The 15,877-nt window shown below is 61.9% G+C and carries 13 protein-coding genes and 2 pseudogenes; 8 read left to right on the forward strand and 7 right to left on the reverse strand.

Annotated elements, in window-relative coordinates; all coding sequences use genetic code 11:
• Nucleotides 1-184: 184 nt before the first annotated feature.
• A pseudogene (locus HDG32_RS33930) lies at nucleotides 185-1,219 on the reverse strand (IS701 family transposase); the annotation flags it as partial.
• Between the two features lie 599 nt (nucleotides 1,220-1,818).
• On the opposite strand from HDG32_RS33930, the gene HDG32_RS33935 reads away from it, so the two are divergent.
• The gene (locus HDG32_RS33935; RefSeq protein ID WP_184073980.1) at nucleotides 1,819-2,643 is read left to right on the forward strand and encodes an NAD(P)H-dependent oxidoreductase; all 825 of its coding nucleotides are present in this window, start codon (nucleotides 1,819-1,821) and stop codon (nucleotides 2,641-2,643) included.
• Between the two features lie 146 nt (nucleotides 2,644-2,789).
• A complete protein-coding gene (locus HDG32_RS33940) occupies nucleotides 2,790-3,650 on the forward strand; it encodes an alpha/beta hydrolase family protein (RefSeq protein WP_184073982.1) in 861 nt (286 codons plus the stop codon).
• Nucleotides 3,651-3,669: 19 nt separating this feature from the next.
• Here HDG32_RS33940 and HDG32_RS33945 read toward each other — a convergent pair whose 3' ends face one another.
• Nucleotides 3,670-4,962, reverse strand: coding sequence for an aspartate carbamoyltransferase (locus HDG32_RS33945; RefSeq protein WP_184073984.1), 1,293 nt, complete (start codon nucleotides 4,960-4,962; stop codon nucleotides 3,670-3,672).
• A gap of 124 nt (nucleotides 4,963-5,086) precedes the next feature.
• On the opposite strand from HDG32_RS33945, the pseudogene HDG32_RS33950 reads away from it, so the two are divergent.
• Nucleotides 5,087-5,629: pseudogene (locus HDG32_RS33950) on the forward strand (dihydrodipicolinate synthase family protein); the annotation flags it as partial.
• Here HDG32_RS33950 and HDG32_RS33955 read toward each other — a convergent pair.
• Entirely contained in the window at nucleotides 5,622-7,706 is a 2,085-nt protein-coding gene (locus HDG32_RS33955) for a bifunctional diguanylate cyclase/phosphodiesterase (RefSeq protein ID WP_184073986.1), read from the reverse strand. The pseudogene HDG32_RS33950 and the gene HDG32_RS33955 overlap by 8 nt on opposite strands.
• Nucleotides 7,707-7,858: 152 nt before the next feature.
• Nucleotides 7,859-8,314 (reverse strand): rhodanese-like domain-containing protein, encoded by a 456-nt coding sequence (locus HDG32_RS33960; protein WP_090806430.1) that lies wholly within the window; start codon nucleotides 8,312-8,314, stop codon nucleotides 7,859-7,861.
• Nucleotides 8,315-8,433: 119 nt separating this feature from the next.
• Here HDG32_RS33960 and ftrA point away from each other — a divergent pair, with 119 nt between their 5' ends.
• Entirely contained in the window at nucleotides 8,434-9,393 is a 960-nt protein-coding gene (ftrA, locus tag HDG32_RS33965) for a transcriptional regulator FtrA (RefSeq protein WP_184073988.1), read from the forward strand.
• Between the two features lie 28 nt (nucleotides 9,394-9,421).
• Here the strand turns inward: ftrA and HDG32_RS33970 are convergent, their stop codons facing one another.
• The gene (locus HDG32_RS33970) at nucleotides 9,422-9,760 is read right to left on the reverse strand and encodes a hypothetical protein (protein WP_260336694.1); all 339 of its coding nucleotides are present in this window, start codon (nucleotides 9,758-9,760) and stop codon (nucleotides 9,422-9,424) included.
• Between the two features lie 100 nt (nucleotides 9,761-9,860).
• Between HDG32_RS33970 and HDG32_RS33975 the strand changes: the two genes are divergently transcribed.
• The 4 genes from HDG32_RS33975 (at nucleotide 9,861) to HDG32_RS33990 (ending at nucleotide 13,353) form a co-directional block, all read left to right on the forward strand.
• Nucleotides 9,861-11,078: a DUF2252 domain-containing protein gene (locus HDG32_RS33975; protein ID WP_184073990.1), complete on the forward strand. Its 1,218-nt coding sequence runs from the start codon at nucleotides 9,861-9,863 to the stop codon at nucleotides 11,076-11,078.
• A 624-nt stretch (nucleotides 11,079-11,702) separates the two neighbouring features.
• Entirely contained in the window at nucleotides 11,703-12,110 is a 408-nt protein-coding gene (locus HDG32_RS33980; protein WP_184073992.1) for a hypothetical protein, read from the forward strand.
• A gap of 39 nt (nucleotides 12,111-12,149) precedes the next feature.
• Nucleotides 12,150-12,878 (forward strand): M35 family metallo-endopeptidase, encoded by a 729-nt coding sequence (locus tag HDG32_RS33985; protein WP_184073994.1) that lies wholly within the window; start codon nucleotides 12,150-12,152, stop codon nucleotides 12,876-12,878.
• A 1-nt stretch (nucleotide 12,879) separates the two neighbouring features.
• A complete protein-coding gene (locus HDG32_RS33990; protein ID WP_184073996.1) occupies nucleotides 12,880-13,353 on the forward strand; it encodes a hypothetical protein in 474 nt (157 codons plus the stop codon).
• Between the two features lie 396 nt (nucleotides 13,354-13,749).
• Here the strand turns inward: HDG32_RS33990 and HDG32_RS33995 are convergent, their stop codons facing one another.
• Together HDG32_RS33995 and HDG32_RS34000 are read right to left on the reverse strand one after the other, a co-directional pair.
• A complete protein-coding gene (locus HDG32_RS33995) occupies nucleotides 13,750-14,208 on the reverse strand; it encodes an MEKHLA domain-containing protein (protein ID WP_184073998.1) in 459 nt (152 codons plus the stop codon).
• A 147-nt stretch (nucleotides 14,209-14,355) separates the two neighbouring features.
• Nucleotides 14,356-15,834, reverse strand: coding sequence for a DASS family sodium-coupled anion symporter (locus HDG32_RS34000; protein WP_184065364.1), 1,479 nt, complete (start codon nucleotides 15,832-15,834; stop codon nucleotides 14,356-14,358).
• Between the last annotated feature and the right edge of the window lie 43 nt (nucleotides 15,835-15,877).

Here is a 15,877-nt window from a genome sequence, read left to right on the forward strand (position 1 = left end):
GTGCTCAAGACCGGATCAATGACATAGCGAAGGGTGCAACCATGGTCATAACTGCGACGGCGCTATGACGATTCCCCAATCTTACTGTGTCAGATAATTAGTTGCGCGCTCTATTGCCATACAGGAAGAGAGCCATCGTTGCATGAGCCTTAGTCCAAGCAGGATGCGCAACGTAGTAATGGAATCAGGAACGTGGCGTTGAGCGCGCTGGACTGCCCCGGGGGATGTAATCCGGGGGAAGGGCAGACAGCGCGCGTTCAAGGAAGTTTTTTATCGCGTCCATCTGATTGCATTCGGAGTCGCTGAGCGATCAGAAACCCATACGCAGCGATACTCAGTGTGGCGTGGTGGTGAAAGCCACGCCAGCCTCGCCCTTCATCATGACCGAGCCCGAACTCCTGTTTCAGGTCCTGATAGTCGCGCTCGATGCGCCAGCGCATTTTGGTCACGAACACAAGCTGCTCAAGTCTCGCTGAACCGCCTCCCCGGGCGCGGTAGTGAGAAAGTATTTGAGCGGTTCCGGATCGCCATCAGGCCATTCAATAAGCAGCCATTCTTCGTCGCGAACGGTGCTTCGCCAATAGTCGCGATGTGCGGGACGAACCCGTACGGCGGCAAAGCGCGAGGAACGTGCTGCGTTGCTGCCTTCGCGCCAGGTTACGGATTGCCAGGCGCTTACGGGTAATTGCATGGCCAGTTCCTTCACGGCGATCGGCTCGTGGCCAGGCGCACGGCGCAACAATGTCGGTGGCTTGCCGCGCCCGCTCCAGGGCTTGGGCGGAAGCGGCGCCGTACCTGGTGCCCACACAGAGGTGCCCGGCCGGATCCCTACCGCGTACAACAAACCCCTTTCCGTTACGCCTTCCCGGAAAGCGGTTTCGTCGCCATACCCAGCATCGGCCAGCACGATGCCCGGTGCAACGCCGGATGCCATAGCCTCGCGAAGCTGGGCCAGCGCAATCTGAGGCTTGGTCTCGAAGGCCAGATCGTCGGGAATGCCCGCACGACGGGCACGTTCCCGGTCGTCAATCCATTCCCTGGGGACATACAACTGCCAGGCAATCGGCAGGCTGCCGCGTTGCGTCGCGATCGACAGGCTCACTGCAACCTGGCAGTTGTCCTGCTTTCCGAGTTGCCCACGGTACTGACGTGCCACCCCGACCGAATGACGTCCCTTCTTTGGAAAGCCGGTGTCGTCAATGATCCAGTAGTAGCCGTTTTCTTCAGCAGTGTGTTAAAGGAAGAGACGTCTGTCGGCGTAATTGCGGGCGACTAAGGCGGGTTTGGGACTGTCATTTGCTGAACGCGAGAAGTGTCCGCTCGCCAACATCTGCCTGCGAACGGCAGCGAAGCGACCTGCAGCCTTCGCCGTCAAACGGGCGAGCGTCAGCTTTGGCCGACGTGGCGACCGGATCAGTCGGCGCGCGACCCGCAACGGTGGATCGGATTTGGTCCTTCGGTCGGCGGGGGGGTATGCCGGGAGAGGCGCAATTCGAGCATTCGGAGCGGGTTGCCGCACTGACATCCACCTGCCGATAACGCCTTTAGCTGGGTTGTGCCCGTAAATCGGAGGCTCTACATCTTTCGTTTTGCTTGCATTTTTCGTTCTTTATTGAGTCGCGTTGGCAACGGTTTTTTCATCTTTATTGTTTTCTTTTTTCTTTTTTCTTTTTTTTGTGGGCAAACACGAGCGTGACCAGCAGGTTCAGGTCGAGTCTTCTGAGATTAACCACGGCAATACCTGACATATTGGGAATTCATTTCCAATATACCTCGGCGATGCCTGTCGTGACTGTTTTCAGCCACGAAGGTCCCATCATGAACGTTCTCATCATCTATGCGCATCCCGAACCGAAATCGTTGAACGGTTCGCTGAAGGACTTCACTGTCCGCCATCTCGAACGCGCCGGCCATACGGTGCAAGTGTCCGATCTGTACGCGATGAACTGGAAAGCGTCGCTAGACGCACACGACACCAGCGAGCGTCACAGCGGCGAGCGCTTCTTCGCGTCGCTCGAATCGAAGCATGCGTTCGAGAACGGCTTGCAGAGCGAGGACATCGCGCGTGAGCAGGACAAGCTGAAGTGGGCCGATGCGGTGATCCTGCAGTTTCCGCTGTGGTGGTTCTCGATGCCGGCGATCATGAAGGGCTGGGTGGAGCGTGTCTATGCGTACGGTCTCGCGTATGGCGTCGGCGAGCATTCCGATGCGCGCTGGGGCGAGCGTTATGGCGAGGGCCGTTTCGCGGGCAAGCGCGCGATGCTGATCGTCACGACGGGCGGCTGGGAGTCGCACTACAGCGCTCGCGGCATCAACGGTCCGATCGACGACGTGCTGTTCCCGATCCAGCACGGTGTGCTGTATTACCCCGGCTTCGAGGTATTGCCGCCGTTCGTCGTCTATCGCACGAGCCGCGTCGACGAGGCGAAGTATGCCGAGGTGAGCGAGGCGCTCGGGCGACGGCTCGACACGCTGTGGACGGCCGCGCCGATCGCGTTCCTGCCGCAGAACGGCGGCGCGTATGAGATTCCGGCGCTCACATTGCGGGACGATCTGGCGCCGGGGCGGGTGGGGTTTGCCGCGCACGTTGAAGATGCGGGCGCAGAGACGGCAACTGAAGCCGATGAAGCGACCGAAGCCTGACTGGATCGTATGTTTCGCTGAAATTTGGCTGTAAGTCGCCATTGCTACAGTCGTTCGCGGACATAGGCCGAGGCATGCCGGGGCGCTCTTCTTCGGATGCCTGACGAACGTAAGCAGCCGCAAGCAACCGCAAGGGGCGACTCACCATGAATCCAGTCCATACGTTCTGGCTCATTCTGATGCTGATCGCATCGCCGGCGTGGGCGTTCCAGTCGCGCGTCGTCACGATTCCGAGCGCGGCGATGCATCGTACGTTCGACGCAACCGTCGTGCTGCCCGATCGATACGCGCGTGGCAACCAGGCCGCGCGCTTTCCGGTCGTCTACGTGCTACATGGCTCGGGCGGCGATTACACGGACTGGACCGCGAATTCGCATATCGGCAAGCTCGCCGACCGCTATCACGTGATCCTCGTGATGCCCGACGGCGGCCGCGACAGCTGGTACATCGATAGCCCCGTCGATCCGCGCAGCCGCTACGAAACCTACGTGGGTACGGAAGTGGTGGCCTATATCGACAGCCATTTCCGCACGATCGCGACGAAGCAGGCGCGCGCTATCACGGGCTTGAGCATGGGCGGCTTCGGCGCGCTACGCATCGCGCTCGACCGGCCCGACGCGTTCGGCGCGGCGGGCAGCATCAGCGGTGCGGTGGACCCGCGCGGCAGCGAGGACGAGCCCGGCATCGAGCGGGTGTTCGGCGACCCGATGCAATATGCGGACTTCTGGAACAGCAAGGCGATCGTCGCGAGTGCGGAGGATTTCGGCCGCGACCATATCGCGCTGACGATCGATTGCGGCGTGAACGACTCGCTCGTGCAGTCGAACCGGCTGCTGCACGAGCGGCTCGTCGAACTCGGCGTGCCGCACGATTACGCCGAGCGGCCCGGCGGCCATACGTGGAAGTACTGGTCGAACGCGGTCAAATATCAGGTGCTGTTCTTTGCTGGCACGTTCAGGCAGGCGGCGCGCGAAATGCGTGACGCGCGGGCCGCGGCCGCGGCCTGACGGCGGACGGCTATCCGCGTCAATCGATTCCGTGAAACACCGCGTCGTCAGGTCCCAGGTAGACCGGCGGGCGCCACGCGGCATCGCGCATCGAATGCTGGACCTGTTTGTCGACGCCGAGCAGCACCGCGAAAATCGCCATCCGCACCGGAATGCCGTTGTCGGTCTGCCGGAAAATCGCGAGCCGCGAATCGTGATTGAGGTCGGTGCTCAAATCGTTCGCGCCGGGCCGGCTGTCGCGCGGCAGCGGGTGCATGATCAGCGTTTCGGCGCCGCACACGCTATCGACGAGCGCCTGGTTGATCTGGAAGTCGGGCGTGTAGCCTTCGAACGATTCGTCGGTGAAGCGCTCCTTCTGGATGCGCGTCGCGTATACGACGTCGGCGCCGCGCAAGCCAGTGCGCAGGTCGTGCGTCTGTTCGATCACGTGAGCGTTGCGCGAAATCTGCTCGATGATATAGCCCGGCAATTCGAGCATCGGCGGCGAAATCAGCGTGAACTTGATGCCGCGATAGAGCGCCAGCAGCTTCACGAGCGAATGCACGGTACGTCCGTACTTGAGGTCGCCGACCAGCGCGATGTGCGCGCCGTCGACGATCTTGCCGAGCCGCGAGAACTCGCGCTGGATCGTGTAGAGATCGAGCAGCGCCTGGCTCGGATGCTCGCCGGGACCGTCGCCGCCGTTGATCACCGGCACGTTGGTCGCGCGCGCGAATTCGGCCACCGAGCCTTGCTCCGGGTGGCGGATCACCAGCGCGTCGACATAGCCGCTCATCACCCGGCTCGTGTCGTAGATCGATTCTCCCTTCGCCATCGACGAAAACGTGAAGCCGGTCGTGTCGCACACCGAGCCACCGAGCCGGCAGAACGCCGCGCCGAAGCTCACACGGGTACGCGTGCTCGCCTCGAAGAACAGATTGCCGAGCACCGCGCCTTCGAGCACGCGCGAGATTTTGCGGCGCCGGGCGATCGGCTGCATGATGTCGGCGACGCGAAAGAGTGCCTCGACCGAGTCGCGCGAAAACTGATCGACCGACAGCAGCTGCGGCTTGCCCTCGAACAGAATCTGGCTTGCGAGCGATTGCGAGTCTACGCTTTGCGTATATCCTTCGCCCGGCTCCGTGTTCGCGACGATCTCCGAGACGAAACGTTCGACGATTTCCGGCATCGCCCGCGATTCCTGCGAGTCGTCTGGCAGCAGCCACGTATCCAGCGCCCGGCGCGACACGCCGATGCGGTTAGCGAACGTATCGCGCGTCATGTTCAGGCGACGCATCGCATCGCGTAGGAAGGCTTGTTGCGGAACGCTCATGAGGGCACCTGTCGCAAAAGTGGGGTCGGCGGGAGTAAGGCAGCAAAACGCGTTGATGTACGCGGTGCGTATATTAGTTTCTGGCGCGTAGAAGTCAAGCGTTTTCCTCCGGGAACTGGTTCGTCGGCCCTCGCAGGACGGCATCGTCGCGCATTTCAGCGCGCTCGCGGACGCGAGCGTGCATCCAGTCGTGCTCTACGATATTCCGCAACGCACCGGCGTGCGGCTCGACCTCGACACGCTGCTGACGCTCGCCGTGCATCCGCGAATTCAGGCGATCAAGGATTGCGCCGGTTCGCTCGACACGACGCTCGCGCTGATTCGCGACGGCCGTCTGCAAGTGCTCGCGGGCAACGACCTCGAGCTTTTCTCGACGGTGTGCGCGGGTGGAAGCGGGGCGATCGCGGCGTCGGCGCATTGGCGGCCCGAGCGTTTCGTCGCGCTTTATCGCGCGTTGACGCAGGGGAAGCTCGACGAAGGGCGACGCATTTTTCACGCGCTCGTGCCGCAGATCCAACTCGCGTTCGCGGAACCGAATCCCGCGCCGGTGAAGGCGCTGCTCGCGGCGAGGGGATGGGTGCGCAACGAATTGCGTTTGCCGATGACGCGTGCGAGCGAGGCGTTGACCGAACGGCTCGCGGCGTTGGGGGAGACGCTGCTCAGATAGAGACTCCGCTTGCGGCCATCGTTCTGCCGCGGAGCATTGCGCCGAAGTCGTCGGCGTTGATCGGCTTGCCGAGCAGGTAGCCCTGCACTTCGTCGCACATCATCGAGCACAGCTTGTCGAGCTGCGATTGGGTTTCGACGCCCTCGGCGACCACGTCCATTTCGAGCGAGTGCGCGAGCGCGATGATCGCCGACACGATTGCGCTGCCCGCGGCGCCGTTCGCGTCGAGACCGTTGATGAAGAAGCGATCGATCTTCAACTGCTTCACCTGGAAGCGCTGCAGATACGCGAGGCTCGAATAGCCGGTGCCGAAGTCGTCGATCGAGATGTCGAAGCCGCTCGCCTGAAACGCGCGGATTACTTCGACGGTGCGCGCGGCATCCTGCATCGCTACGGTCTCGGTGATCTCGAACATGATCTGCTCGCACGCGACGTCCTCGCTCCTGACGATGTCTAGGATCGTCTCGACGAGGTCCGGTTGCAACAGCTGACGCGGCGACAGGTTGATCGCCACCTTCATCGCCGGCAGGCCCTGTTCGATCCAGCCGCGAATGCGCCGGCAGGTTTCGCGCACGACCCAGTAGCCGATCTGCACGATCTGCCCGGAGCGCTCGGCGACCGGGATGAACTCGGCCGGCATCAGCGCGCCCATCTCCGGATCGTGCAGGCGGATCAGCGCCTCGGCGCCCGCGAGCGCCTCGCCGCCGCGCTGAAACTTCGGCTGGAACAGCAGCGAGAAACGATCATTCGCGAAGGCGTCGTGCAGCACTTGCTGGATCCGCAGCGTGCGCGTGGCGGCCTCGTTCATGCTGCGCTCGAAGAAGCGGTAGGTGCCGCGGCCGGCGCGCTTCGCTTCGTACATCGCGGCGTCCGCGTGCTGGAGCAGCGTCTCGACGCTGTCGCCATCGCGCGGATAGAGCGCAATGCCGATGCTCGGCATCACCTGCAGCGGTTGTTCGTCGCTCCACGTGCCCTGGCGCATCCGGTGAAGCACGCCGTCGGCGAGCGCGGCCGCGTCGTCGCCGCACGTAAGATGTTCCGTGAGCACGACGAACTCGTCGCCGCCGAGCCGCGCGACGGTGTCGCTCGAACGCACGCATTGCTGCAGGCGTTGCGCGAATGCGGACAGCACCGCGTCGCCAGCCGAGTGACCGAGCGAATCGTTGATCGTCTTGAAGCCGTCGAGATCCATGAACAGCACCGCGAACGACGTACGCTGGCGACGCGCGCCGCTGATCGCGCGTTCGATCCGCTCGGTCAGCGTCGCGCGGTTCGGCAGGCCCGTCAGTGCGTCGAGCGTCGCGAGCCGCACGATCTGGCCGTTCAGCCGCGACACCGCGCCGAGCAGGAAGGTGGTGCGCACGTCGAAGCGCGACAGCATCAGCGTGACGATCAGCACCGCGAACGTGAGCAGGATCACCGAGGTGGCGAGCCATCGCGCGTTCATGTCGTTGGCCGCGCCGCAGATCGCGCCCGGCGCGAAGTCGGCGGCGGCCATGCCGGTGTAGTGCATGCCGCTGATCGCGACGCCCATCACCAGCGCCGCGGCGAGACGTTTGCGCGCGATATGGCGCTCGTGTTCGTTGCTGAGCGCGCGCGCCATCCACAGCGCGGCGCTCGACGCACCGATCGCGATCGCGATCGAGGCCGCGAACCATGCCGGCTGGTAGTGGATCGCGGGCGCCATGCGCAGCGCCGCCATCCCGGAGTAATGCATACCGGCGATAGCGATCCCCATCGCCACGCCGCCCGTCAGCAGCCGGACCGGCGTCAGGCGCTGCTGGGTCGTCAGCGAGAGCGCCAGATACGAAGCGCCGATCGCGAGGGCCAGCGAGCAGGCGGTCGTCGCCAGGTCATACCCGAGCGGGATAGGCAGCGAGAACGCGAGCATCGCGACGAAGTGCATCGACCAGATGCCGACACCGAGCGCGAACGCGCCGCCGAGCCGCCATGCATGCCGCCGGCGCGTCGAGCCGAGCAGGAAGATGCGGCCCGTCAGATCGAGCGCGGTGTACGACGCGAGGGTCGCGACCGCGAACGAAATCGCGACGAGCCAGAAATTATATGAACTCTGCATATTGGGTCCGCCGGGAGGAGTCCGGCTGGACATGTTATCGGTACTTTTCGAACTTTTGTTCAACTTATTTGCGATTTGCGAACAGGGGGCAAAACCGGCGCGCGGACGGCGGCGGATGCCGCGCTGGAACGCGTGTCGGATTGCGAGTCACGCTATGCATCGGAGCGTGGATCGGACGGCGGATCGGCGTCCTCGCGGCTCAGCGGGAAGCCTTCGTCCAGCCAGCCGGTGACGCCGCCCGCCATCAGCTTGACGGGCCGGCCCAACTGGGCGAGCCGCAGTGCGCCGCGCGCCGCGCCGTTGCAGTGCGGGCCCGCGCAGTAGGTGACGAACAGCGTGTCCGGCGCATAAGCCGCGAGCTTCGACGTGACGATCTTGCCGTGCGGCAGATTCAGCGCGCCCGGCACGTGGCCCTGCGCGAACAGCGCGGGACTGCGCACGTCGAGCAGCACGAAGCCGGGCGCGCCGCTCGCGAGCGCGGCGTGGACGTCGGTGCAATCGGTTTCGAAGCGCAGCGACGCCTGGAAGTGCGCGAGCGCGGCGGCGCTGTCGGCGGCGGGGATCGCGGTGACGGCGTTCGGGACGGTGGTGAGGTTGTCGTGAGTCATGGCAGCAGGGGTGAGTTGATCGGGTGGTGGGGCGCGCGCGTTTCAGGCACGGTCGATTGTGACGAGCGGCGGGTCGCCCGGTAAGTGGCGTGATCGTCAATCTTCGGTAACATTGCGCCATGCACAATCATCTCGTCGTCGCGCTGGCCTACGACCGGCTTTGCACCTTCGAATTCGGCTGCGTGACCGAACTGTTCGCACTCGAGCGTCCCGAACTCGGCGTGCCGTGGTATCGCTTCGCGGTCTGTGCGAGCGAGCCCGGTCCGATCCGGGCGGCGGGCGGCATCACGCTGGCCGCGCCCTACACGCTGAAGCTGCTCGCGAGCGCCGACACGATCGTAATTCCGGGTTGGCGCGATGCCGACGAGGTGCCGCCGGCCGCGCTGCTGCGCAAGCTTCGCGCGGCTTACGAGCGTGGCGCGCGGCTCTGCTCGATCTGCTCGGGCGTGTTCGTGCTCGCGGCGGCCGGCGTGCTCGACGGCAAGAGCGTGACGACCCACTGGCGCTACGCGGACAAGTTGCAGCAGCGCTATCCGCAACTGCGAGTGCAGCCCGACGCGCTGTATGTCGATGAAGGGCAGGTGATCACGTCGGCGGGATCGGCGGCCGGGCTCGACATGCTGCTGCATCTGGTGCGGCGCGATCATGGCGGCGCGGTCGCGAATCGCGTCGCGCAACGGCTCGTGGTGCCGCCGCATCGCGAGGGTGGCCAGGCGCAGTTCGTGCCGCGCCCGATGCCGCCCGACGAAAGCGGACGTATCGCGAAGCTGATGGACTGGGTGCGCAGCCATGCGGCCGAGCCGCATACGCTGCGCTCGCTCGCCGGGCGCGCGGCGATGAGCCCGCGCACGCTGCAACGGCAGTTCCGCGACGCGACCGGCATGGCGCCTTATGAATGGCTCGTCAGGGAGCGCGTCGCGCTTGCGCGTGAGTTGCTCGAAGCCGCGACGCCGCTGCCGATAGCGCGCGTCGCCGAGCTGGCGGGGTTCGGGTCGGAGGAGTCGTTGCGGCGGCATTTTCGCCGGATCGCGTTGACGAGTCCGGGGGCGTATCGGCGCAGGTTCGGTGGAGAGGGGTGAGGGGGGCCGGGCGATGCAATCACCTTGCTCACCGCGGCGACGACCTGACCAGGCGAGCGAGCGCCGATGGCTGGCTATCGCGTAGCGCGTCCCGCTCATCAAGAAGGCGAGTATGGCGACGGAGGTCGCTGGAAAAGCCCAGTCCAGCGGATCGTAAGCACAATGGATGCGACACATTGATGACATTGGACATGTATTCGAACCAACATAGCGCGTTCGTCAGCAACAGGAGCGCGGTCGCGTTGAACGCCAACAACGGCGCATAGAACTCAAAGTTCGAGCCTGTCGAGCACGCCCACTGGCGATACCCGTAGGCAAGCAGCCCACCGATCGCCACTGCCGCGACAAGCAACGACAGCCACGTCACTGCATCCGGGTTGAACGCGCATTGAATTCGCGGCACGCCCCGAGGTCACAGCAGCAGGCATGGAGCTCACGTCGAGCTTGCCCATTCAACGGAACCCGCTATGTCCGATATCGCAAAGATCATTGCCAACTTCAACGCCGGGCGGGACCCCGAACGACTCGCGATGAAATACAAAGCCATGCGCGGCTCGCCGTTCGTGTTTCTGCGCGGTACCTGCCATCTGTTCTATGCGCGTCTGCCGCGCGCGAACGTACTCGACGACGCGCCGCACGTGTGGATCTGCGGCGACATGCACCTCGAAAATTTCGGCAGCTACAAGGGCGACAATCGCCTCGTCTACTTCGACAACAACGACTTCGACGAAGCCTGTCTCGCGCCGGTTCCGTACGAGCTCGTGCGTCTGTTGACGAGCGTGCTGGTCGGCGCGGCCAACCTGAAGCTGAGCCGCGCTGAAGCGCTCGCGCTGTGCCACACCGCTCTCGATGCCTACGGCGCCGCGCTCGCGTACGGCAAGTCGCGCTGGATCGAAGCGGAGACCGCGACCGGCATGGTGCGCGATCTGTTCGTCGCGCTCGCGAGCCGCACGCGCGCCGCGCATCTGGACCGTCGCACGGTGCTCAAGGGCAAAACGCGCATGCTGAAGGTCGACGGCAAGAAAGCGCTGCCCGTCAGCGATGAACAGCGTGCCGCGGTCGCGCAGTTCATGCAGCAGTTTGCGGTGACGGAGCCGAATCCCGAGTTCTACCGCTCGCTCGATGTCGCGCGCCGCATTGCGGGGACGGGCAGCCTCGGTGTCGATCGCTATGTGATTCTGGTCGAGGGCAAGGGCTCGCCCGATGGCAACTACCTGATCGATTTGAAAGAGGCGCTGCCGTCATCAGTGAGTGCGCACGTGACGGCGACGCAGCCGAAGTGGCAGACCGAGGCACAGCGTGTCGTCGAAGTGCAGCGGCGCAATCAGGCGGTCTCGCAGGCCTTTTTGCACGCGGTGGAATTCAACCAGCGCTCCTATGTGCTGCGGAGTTTGCAGCCATCGGAAGATCGCGTCGCGCTTGCCGACTGGGACGGCAAGCTGCCGCGGCTCGAGGCAGTGATCAACAGCATGGCCGAGTTGAGCGCGTGGGCGCATCTGCGCAGCGGAGGGCGGCAGAAGTCGGCGATCGCAGACGATCTGATCGCGTTTGGCAGTCGGCGCGATTGGCAACTGCCGTTGATCGATCTTGCGACGCAGTGTGAGGCGCAGGTCGCGGCGGACTGGAAGGCTTATTGCGAAGCTTATGATCGGGGAACCTTCGAGACTGGCGGTTTCCAGGGATGATCGGCGGGGGATTGAAGACGGCGGTAAGTAGAGGGTGACAACGTGCAAGCTTCGTTCACGGCGCGATCCAATGGTCGTGCCACGCGTGGCCCTCTCGTCGACAGATCGAGATAGTCGATCTCCGGAACCGAAACCATCACCACACTAAAGTGTTCGTAGCCATCGAGTTCTCCGACAAGCCATTGCTGTGACAGGGCCCGGCCGGTCGAACTCCGAACGAGCGTTCCGAGCTTTCGACGGCGCACGGTCGGATTCCTGTCGACCACCGAAGGTGCATTGAAGATCGGCTCCATCGCTTTTCAGATCGACTCATTTCGACGAGTTGGGCGGCAGAGTTCCGGTGGCGACATCGTGTGAATAGTGCGGCGATGCCCACGTTCGATGCATCCCGAGACTCGGCGCGAATCATTCATATATGCCCAGCATTTTCCACCCGAGCGGGTCAACAACCAGCCATGCGACCATGTAAAAGAGACTCATCCGAAAGATGAGCTTAAAAATGAGATGCCCGAGTTCATCGTGAATTTTTGTCAAAAAATTTTAATCTCAAATTAATGTCGTTGACCGAGCCCCCTTTAGATGGTTAATTCGTCGGGTGTTTTCTGTAAAATCAGAAGAGGTCAAATGGGACAGCGGAAACAGGATGAAACCGGCGGCAAGGAAGAGTGCCAGCTTTGCCGTATCACCTATTCAATCTACACAAACTTCCCGCCAATGCCGTTCGCCATGGCGCTGAACGCCGAAACCGGCGAATGGTTTCCGTTCGATAGGCTGAAGTCGTATTCAAACGGTTACGACATGGCCGAAGCCCTGGGTTACGCATGGGCGTGCGATTGTCGCGAGCGTGCCCCCAAACGGTTCAATGAGCAGTTCGAGTTAAGAGACTCCACGGGCAAGCGACAGGCGGGTGCGTTACCGCATACGCGTCGGTTCGAGGGTCCTTGCGAAAGGCGTCACGGATGCTCAGGGCGCACCCAGCGTGTTTCAACAGGTAACGCAAAGCAGCTTTTTATCGATGTTGCCGGGTCATAGCGGCGGACAGCAGTTAAGTCTTTTATTATGGGAGAACAGATGACAAATGACTTTTTGAGCAAACATAGCCAATACCTCAAGACCGACGAGAATGAAGAATGGACCGAGGTCGGCACAGCCATTACCAATACAACTCCTGGTTCAATATCCAATGTCGTAATCAATACGTTGCCAATATGTGAAAATATGAGCAACGCCGAGTTTCGAAAGCTAATAATGCGTTTGCGAGACACAGCGTTGGTTCTCATAAATGAGCGTATTGCTGATGTTGCGCGGTGGGATAAGCCGACGCAAGACCGGGTGAAACGCTGGTTTGGCCGGAGCGATCAATTTATCCACAATCGATTGAGTTTCGGCCTGCCCAGGCTGGCAACCGCGATGCAGCAGCTAAAACCCGAGAAGATCATTCGGTGGGACGAACAGAAGGGCATGCAGATTTCGTGTGCAATAGCTCCCGATAGAGGGGGCAACGATGCGGCAGTATGCAAGCCGGACTCGGCACGTAGAATAATCGCAATCTATCCACATTTTTGTACCCTTCCTGATGTTGATGTTTCGACAAATTGCAAGTTGAAAATCTTGATTCATGAATGTACGCACTATGTCGATACATTCGATTCAGACGATGTAGTTTATGGTTTTGGACCTGGTATTGGTTATTGGGCGCAAACTGATCCAGAGGGGGCATGCAGGAATGCAGACAATTTCGCGTGCTATATTGCCCATTTTGATACCCTCAGTGAATTTTCCGAAAGGAAGATTTGGTAATATGATCAAAAAATTTATTTTATCCGTTTTTTTTGCATTCTCTTTTGCTGTATCGCAGCAATTGATGGCTTGCACGATATCAGAAGATTTGACCGAAAGCGTTCCACTGAACTACCAAGGAATTCCAAACACCTACCGTCTAAAAATGGTGAGCATGGTATTGAATGCCCGGCAATGGCCCAATGTTGAGATTCAAGCCCAAATCGTCGCAAACGCTTACGTTGGGGAAGCCAATGCTAAAGAACTGGCAGAGTCGCGGGGTAAGCTGCTAAAAGAATTTTTGATTGAACTTGGTATAAAGCCGCAATATATATATGTTGACTCTCATCTGGAGAAATTGCCTTATCCAAAAGATAGCACTGGGCGCAGTGGATATCTACAGCTTAGCGTGGGTCTCATGCCGTTATGCACGGGGGGCTGCCAGCGACTGTGCGACGATCCGCGCGTGACGCCGACAAGCAAGGCAATCAAGTAGGCCTCTGCTGCCACCTAAAGGCACTGCTTTGGCCGAGCCGCAATCTCGCTCATTCGCCCCTACTGCTGCGACTCGCTGTGAACGATGAGCAGTTCGACCATGATGACGATGACGTTAGGCCAACGGTTAGCGTCGGCAACCGTGTCAGCGATCGGTCTCCTCGGATGCGTGGCGGTGGCGATTCGGCCAGTACGGATGCAAGTGGACCGGCAGCATCTGCACAGGCAACAGCGTTAGCCGCCACCTCGAGCCCCATCGCGGATGCCGGATCGGCCACGTCCACGATCACAAAAAAAGTTCAGCGCTATCAGATCGACCCCACAAAGGTCTTCGTCGCGGGTATCTCGTCTCGTGGTTTCGCGGCAGTAGGCTCACGCATCAACCGTTGGCATGAGATCAGATGTCGCGCGTCCGCGGGATGACAACGGCCTGGCCGTGCAGTTTGCCGTCCGCGTCGCGAAGTTGCCACAGCGTGGCTTCTTCGATCATGAAGCGCTGGCCGGACTTAGTGACACGCACGCCCTTGTAGCCCGCCTCGTAGCCCAGCCGCTGGACGCGTGCCAGGAATTGCTGCCGCTCCTCGCGGTTAGGGGCCTCGGCTGAGAGTCGGGACGGCAGTCGGGTGATTTCATCCCAGCTGTATCCAAAGCGGCGCTGTGCGGCCTTGTTGCCGTAAATAAAGAGCGGGTCGGGATCGGTGTTGTGCGCGAGTACCGCGAATGGGGCACTCTCGTAGAGCCATTCGGTTGCTTCGTCCACGGGCATGGCCTGCGGCACCAGCGGACGACCAAGCCGCTGGGCGTAGCTGTCGGCAAGGAGCTGATAGAAAGCTGGATTGCGGTGGAGCGGAATCATCTGAGACGTCTGGACGGAGATCGTGGACCTATGCAAGGGCGTAGGCGCTCACGATACAGCATCTGCAAGCGAAGTTTCGCGGCCTTATGTTATCCAATCAGACTCGATCTGGAACGTTGCGCTCCATCTTGCTCCGGCGCGAATCTCTCATACGTGCCCCAGCACCTTCCACCAAAGCGGCCCAACGACCAGCCAGGCCACCATGTAAAACAGGCTCATCAAAAATCCCGCCTTCCACCATTCGCCCTGGGTCACGTAGCCCGCGCCGAACATGACGGGACCGGAGCCGATGCCATATTGCGTCAGGCAGCCGTTCACATTGCTCAGAATCCCGAGTGAGACTGCGGCGACGAAGGGCGGGACGCCGGCGGCGACCATCAGTGCCATGGAGAGCGGAAACAGCGCGCTGATATGCGCGGTGGCGCTGGCGAAAAAGTAGTGAATGTAAACGTAGATCGCCGCCACCATCATATAGACCGCCAGCATCGGAAAGCCCGCGAGATGCGCGCCGAATTCCTTGCCGAACCAGCTCACCATGCCATATTCGTTGAGCTTGGAGGCCAGCATGATGAGCAGGCCGATCCAGATCATCGTGTCCCAGGCGGACTTCTCGTTCAGCGCGTCCTGCCAGGTCAGCACGCCGCTGATGAACAGCAACGAAACGCCGATCGCCGCCGCGAGCGTCGCGCCGACGCCGAGATCGTCGCCGAACACCCATAGCACCAGCAAGCCGACGAAGATGCACGCCATGATGATTTCTTTGACCGAGATGGGCCCCATCGTCGTGAGCTCTCGTTGCGCGAGGTCGGTGGCATCGGGGGTGCGTCTGACCTGCGGCGGGGCGATCCACAGCATGGCGATCGGAATCACGGCGAGGCACAGCAGACCGGGGATCGACGCCGCCACCGCCCAGTCGAGCCAACTGATCGACACGCCCTGGTCCGCGGCCAGCCTGACCGCCAGCGGATTGCCCGCCATTGCCGTGATGAACATGCCCGCCGTGATGATGTTCGCGTGGAAGGCGCAGAGAATCAGGTAGCGTCCCACCTTCACGCGTGATTCCGGATCGTCGGCGTGACTGCCCAGCACTTCGGAGATGGCTCGCGTGATCGGCAACATCACGCCGCCCGCGCGCGCGGTGATGCTCGGCATCGCGGGGGAGATCACGAGTTCGGTCAACACGAGCCCGTAGCCGAGCCCCGTCGTTCGCTTTCCCAGCAATCGCATGAACAGAAGCGCGATCCGGCGGCCAAGGCCGGTCTTGATCACGCCGCGTGAAATGAAAAACGCGAGCATCACGAGCCATACGAGGTCGGTGCCGGTGGATTTGGTGACGTCGGCAAACGACAGAACGCCGACGAGCACGCCAATGGTCGAGCCGATGATGGCAACCACCGACATCGGCAGCGGGGCGGTCATGATGCCGGCAATGGTCGCGACGAACACGGCGAACATATGCCACGCCTTCGGCTGGAGGCCGGCGGGCGCGGGCAGAAACCACAGCGCGACGCCGACCGCGATCGGTACCAGATATTTCCAGACGCCGGCCGGCAGTCCGACCGAGGGCTTCGGCGTGGCGGGAGGCGAGCTGGTGGGCCGTGAAACCTTGGCAGGTGTAGGAGCCATGATGGACCTCGTGCCGGCGTGGTTGGGTATTGTCGGAGTGCGC

The sequence above is a fragment of the Paraburkholderia sp. CI2 genome (assembly GCF_014201055.1).
Classification (GTDB): Bacteria; Pseudomonadota; Gammaproteobacteria; order Burkholderiales; family Burkholderiaceae; genus Paraburkholderia; species Paraburkholderia tuberum.

Excerpts from the sequence above, each read along its gene's own strand:
- HDG32_RS33935 (WP_184073980.1), top strand. The coding sequence starts at position 1,819 with ATGAACGTTCTCATCATCTATGCGCATCCCGAACCGAAATCGTTGAAC.
- HDG32_RS33940 (WP_184073982.1), top strand. The coding sequence starts at position 2,790 with ATGAATCCAGTCCATACGTTCTGGCTCATTCTGATGCTGATCGCATCG.
- HDG32_RS33945 (WP_184073984.1), bottom strand. The coding sequence starts at position 4,962 with ATGAGCGTTCCGCAACAAGCCTTCCTACGCGATGCGATGCGTCGCCTG.
- HDG32_RS33955 (WP_184073986.1), bottom strand. The coding sequence starts at position 7,706 with ATGCAGAGTTCATATAATTTCTGGCTCGTCGCGATTTCGTTCGCGGTC.
- HDG32_RS33960 (WP_090806430.1), bottom strand. The coding sequence starts at position 8,314 with ATGACTCACGACAACCTCACCACCGTCCCGAACGCCGTCACCGCGATC.
- ftrA (WP_184073988.1), top strand. The coding sequence starts at position 8,434 with ATGCACAATCATCTCGTCGTCGCGCTGGCCTACGACCGGCTTTGCACC.
- HDG32_RS33975 (WP_184073990.1), top strand. The coding sequence starts at position 9,861 with ATGTCCGATATCGCAAAGATCATTGCCAACTTCAACGCCGGGCGGGAC.
- HDG32_RS33980 (WP_184073992.1), top strand. The coding sequence starts at position 11,703 with ATGGGACAGCGGAAACAGGATGAAACCGGCGGCAAGGAAGAGTGCCAG.
- HDG32_RS33985 (WP_184073994.1), top strand. The coding sequence starts at position 12,150 with ATGACAAATGACTTTTTGAGCAAACATAGCCAATACCTCAAGACCGAC.
- HDG32_RS33990 (WP_184073996.1), top strand. The coding sequence starts at position 12,880 with ATGATCAAAAAATTTATTTTATCCGTTTTTTTTGCATTCTCTTTTGCT.
- HDG32_RS33995 (WP_184073998.1), bottom strand. The coding sequence starts at position 14,208 with ATGATTCCGCTCCACCGCAATCCAGCTTTCTATCAGCTCCTTGCCGAC.
- HDG32_RS34000 (WP_184065364.1), bottom strand. The coding sequence starts at position 15,834 with ATGGCTCCTACACCTGCCAAGGTTTCACGGCCCACCAGCTCGCCTCCC.